At 73.9% G+C, this 3,959-nt stretch carries 5 protein-coding genes and 1 pseudogene; 4 read left to right on the forward strand and 2 right to left on the reverse strand.

Features of this window, described 5'->3' with window-relative positions:
* A partial coding sequence (locus JNW98_RS32880; RefSeq protein WP_223771957.1) for a hypothetical protein occupies window positions 1–317 on the reverse strand: 317 nt, incomplete at its 3' end.
* Between the two features lie 138 nt (window positions 318–455).
* Between JNW98_RS32880 and acpP the strand changes: the two genes are divergently transcribed.
* Window positions 456–692, forward strand: a complete 237-nt coding sequence (acpP, locus tag JNW98_RS32885; protein ID WP_223771958.1) for an acyl carrier protein — start codon at window positions 456–458, stop codon at window positions 690–692.
* A gap of 45 nt (window positions 693–737) precedes the next feature.
* Here acpP and JNW98_RS32890 read toward each other — a convergent pair whose 3' ends face one another.
* Entirely contained in the window at window positions 738–1,049 is a 312-nt protein-coding gene (locus JNW98_RS32890) for an SH3 domain-containing protein (RefSeq protein ID WP_223771959.1), read from the reverse strand.
* Between the two features lie 236 nt (window positions 1,050–1,285).
* Between JNW98_RS32890 and JNW98_RS32895 the strand changes: the two genes are divergently transcribed.
* The 3 genes and pseudogenes from JNW98_RS32895 to JNW98_RS32905 form a co-directional block, all read left to right on the forward strand.
* Complete coding sequence (locus tag JNW98_RS32895; RefSeq protein WP_223771960.1) at window positions 1,286–1,936, forward strand: TetR/AcrR family transcriptional regulator; 651 nt, start codon at window positions 1,286–1,288, stop codon at window positions 1,934–1,936.
* Entirely contained in the window at window positions 1,933–2,580 is a 648-nt protein-coding gene (locus tag JNW98_RS32900) for a peroxiredoxin-like family protein (RefSeq protein WP_223771961.1), read from the forward strand. The genes JNW98_RS32895 and JNW98_RS32900 overlap by 4 nt, the downstream gene beginning before the upstream one ends.
* Before the next feature lie 909 nt (window positions 2,581–3,489).
* Window positions 3,490–3,959, forward strand: a pseudogene (locus JNW98_RS32905) (hypothetical protein); the annotation flags it as partial.

Below are 3,959 nucleotides of genomic sequence, written 5' to 3' on the forward strand. Positions count from 1 at the left end.
AGGACCCGGCGGGCGGCATGACGGACCCTGTCCCACCCTTCACCGGTGCGCAACGCCTCCCGCGTCCAGTCGTCACCGGTCATTCCGGCGCAGACGGCGTCGATCTCCCGCAGGTCGGGCAGGACGCCGTGGCCGAGTCGCCCCTCCTCCACCAGGAGCGGGGCCAGTCCGTAGGCGTGGTCGAAGTCCAGGGCGATCTCATCCGCCTGCACGCCGTGCCCGGCCAGCCAGGCGACTTGGGCCGAGGCGTCGGCCGCCAGGACGGCGAGCGACTCGAGCAGCAGGCGCCGGCGGAACGACGGACCGGTGTTCTCCATGGCCTGATCGTCCCATGCGTCCGTCGACAACCCCCTTGAATTCCGGGCTGCTTGGCGCCGCTCCGTCGGCGCGTGACCAATCGTGAGAGCGGGCAGGCTCTGCCCGTTCCCCCGCACGTCGGCTCGGGAGGTCGCGGAGTGTCCACGGTCGAGGAGCGCGTGAAGCGCGTCATCGTCGAGCAGCTGAACGTCAAGCCGGAGGAGGTGACGGACAACGCGTCGTTCGGCGGCGACCTGGGAGCGGACTCCCTGGATCTCGTCGAGCCGGCCACGGCCCTGGAGATGGAGCTCGCCGTCGACATACCCGACGAGGAGGCCGCGGAGATCTCCACGGTGCGGGGTGCCGTCGACTGGTTCGAAGCTCACCGGCGGTGAGCCCCGGGGCCACGGGGTACGTGCCCCCGTGGCCCCGGCCGCTGTTTACCAGCTCCAGTAACCGTGCGAGATCCAGCCGGAGACGCCGGTGTTCACGTCGTAGACCTTGTCCCACTGGCCGTCGCCCGAGACGTCACGGTGCGCCAGGCGGTGGTTGCTGTAGCAGAGGCCGACGACCGAGCTGGACGTGCTCGCGGCGGCGCGGATGCGCACGCCCTCGCCCGTGCAGTGGCCGTACACGTCGTCGGCGTGGGCCGGCGCCGCCATCGCCGCGCCGCCGAGCGTGGCGGCGAGCAGCAGGCCCGCCATCGCGCCGGCACGCTTGCCCGCGTTCTTCCCCCGAATTGCGGAATTCACTTCTTGCTCCTTGATGGTGATTCGGCCGGGCACTGATGATCTTGAAGCCCGGCGAGGAGGAACGTATCAGCGGATGATCTTGAATCGGGCCCTCGGGACGATTTGAAGACATGTCCATGACCAGCTGGTGACATCCACCTCGCGGTGCGCCCCTCCCGCCTTTGCCCGCCGGGCACTTGGAAAGTCGCTCTCGGCCCGCTAACTTGGAACAGTCGTTCCAAGAAGGGTGGCAAGTAGTGGCGGACAGCAAGCACTTCGACCCCGACGCCGTCCTGGACACGGTCGTGGAAGTCTTCTGGCGGCAGGGCATGGTCGGCACCGGCATCCAGGGCCTGGTGACGGCGACCGGCCTCAGCCGCTCCAGCCTGTACGCCACCTTCGGCACCAAGGACCGGCTGTACGCCGCCGCGCTGCGCCGCTACATCGAGCGCCACTCCGCCCCCGCCTTCGCCCGGGTCGCCGGCGCGGGCACCGGGCTCGCCGCCGTCGAGGAGTTCTTCGCGGCGCTCGTCGAGTACCGCTGCTCGGGCGGGTACGCCGGCTGGGGCTGCCTGATCACCAACGCCCACGCCGGACCGGAGTGCGAAGACCCGGTCGTCCGCGACCTGCTCGACCGTCACCACCGGCACCTGCACGAAGCCCTGCGCGCCGCCCTGGTCACGGCCGGGCGGCTGGGCCAGCTACACCCCGCGGCCGATCCGGACGCCGGCGCCGCCGTTCTTGCGGCCCTGGCCTACGGGGTGAACCTCCGCTCCCGCGCGGGAGCGGACGCCGCCTCCCTGACCGCCGTCGTCGAATCCGTCCTCGCGCCCCTGCGTGCCCCCCGGCCGCCCGGCGCCCCGGAAACCAGAGACAGCCCGGAAACCAGAGACAGGAAGAGCCCGTGAACCTCCACGCCGCACTGCGCGCCGTCCACGAAGGCCGCCACGACCGGATACCGCCCCACATGATCGAGGTCATGGACCGCGCGGCGGCCCGGCTGACCGAGTCCGGGCAGGTCGAGCGCGCCCTGGGCCCCGGCGCCCAGGCCCCCGGCTTCACCCTGCCGTCCGCGAAGGGCGAGACCGTGGTCCTCTCGGACCTGCTCGCCCGGGGCCCGGTGGTGCTCAGCTTCTACCGGGGCGCCTGGTGCCCGTTCTGCAACCTCGAACTGCGCGCGCTCCAGCAGCGGCTCCCCGACGTCACCGCCCGGGGCGCGCGGCTGGTCGCCGTCTCCCCCGAGGTCCCCGACGAGTCGCTGTCGCTGAGCGAGCGGCACGGGCTGGCGTTCGACGTCCTCAGCGACGAGGGGTGCGAGACGGCCGCACGGTACGGGCTCGCCTTCGACCTGCCGGACGACCTCGCCGACGTCTACGACGAGCTGGGCTTCGACCTCAAGCGCGTCAACAACGGCCACCGCCGTACGCTGCCGATGCCCGCCACGTACGTCATCGACGCCGAAGGCGTCATCCGCTGGTCCTTCGTCGCGGCGGACTACGCCGTGCGCGCCGAACCGGACGACATCGTCGCGGCCCTCGACTCGCTGCGCTGACCGGCGGGTCTCCGGCGCCTGCAGTGGCTCCCTGACCTGACGCCGGCCCGGTCCCGGTCGGGCCCGTCCGGAGCCGAAAGGCGGCCGTCCATGCGCTCCCCCACCACCGACCGTCCACGCCGTCCCGCCGCACCGCGTACTGCGGCTGCCGGCGGCAGGGGGGCCGCTGGGGGTGGTGGAGGGGACCGCCCTGCCGGCCGTGGTGCACCTGGGGGTCGCCTGCCCGGTGGCGACGCGTCGGCCGAGTCGAACGTCACCCCTGTGAGGGACACGCTTCCGCCCGAGGACCGCGTGCAGGTGATCCCGCCGTCGGCCGGTACCGATCCCGCGCCGCGGTCCGTCGCGCACTCGCCCCGCATGATCGGCAGGCGCACGCACGTGCGCTCGTCGACGTGGGACATGGCCGCCGGGCTCTCGGCCCCGAGCATCACTCCCTGGTCGGCCGGCGTCTTGGAGACGGTGTCCGTCGGGCACAGGTCCGCCCGCGCCTTCCGCCACGCCGACCCAGGACGGCGCGCAGGCCCCGGCGGCCACCGCGCAGGCCGCCACGGCACGGCTCCCGGACCAGGGCATGGGCCCCCTGTCGACGTACGCGCGGAGTCGCGGCACCGGCCCGGGCGGGGCGGCGCCGTTCGTCCGTCCGTCCCGGGCAAGGCGGCGCCTTCCTCCACAGCCCCAGGCCCCCACGCCGCCGGGCCGGGGACTATCGCAGGCGGGCCGCCGGGGTCGTGACTCCGGCCGGGGGCCGAGACGTCCCGCGGGCGCGCAGCGTAGTGCCCGTCGCCGTCCCGTGCCCGCGGTCAACACGGGTACACGGCAGAAACCCGCTTTCCCCGGGACGGCCGGGCGGAATCCCCGATGATGGTGACCGCTCGGGACAACGGACCAACCAGCGCTGGGAGTACGCACATGGCAGTGGAGGCCGGCACGCAGCAGGAGCGCGTCGCGGGGCGGGTGTGGACGGTACGCCTTGACCCCTCCGGCCGCCCGTCCGCCGGGACGGTTCGGCTTTCCTGCTCCCGTCCGGCCTGCGGGGACCGGCACTTCTCCGACGGTGCCGCCGCAGGGCGCAAGGCCGCGGTCGAACACGTCAACATGCACCTGGCCCGGATCCGCGCGGCCGGCGGGCCGCGCGGCGAGGTGTGGTGCGCATGCCGCGCCGCCGAGTGCGCGTGGCACACCCCCGAGCAGGTCACCGGGCGGCCGGACGGCCGGCGGCCGGGGGCGGCGGCGGAACGGTGCGGCGGGCCCGTGGTCCTGACGGTGTGCGCGGACCGGGCCGGGAGGCTGTGGCGGATCGCGGAGACGTGCGCGCGGTGCGCGGCCGCCATTCCCGGCTGCCGGGTCCTGGACACCGCCCCGCCCCGGCCCCGGACCGG

The sequence above is a fragment of the Streptomyces huiliensis genome, from assembly GCF_020037025.1.
Classification (GTDB): Bacteria; Actinomycetota; Actinomycetes; order Streptomycetales; family Streptomycetaceae; genus Streptomyces; species Streptomyces huiliensis.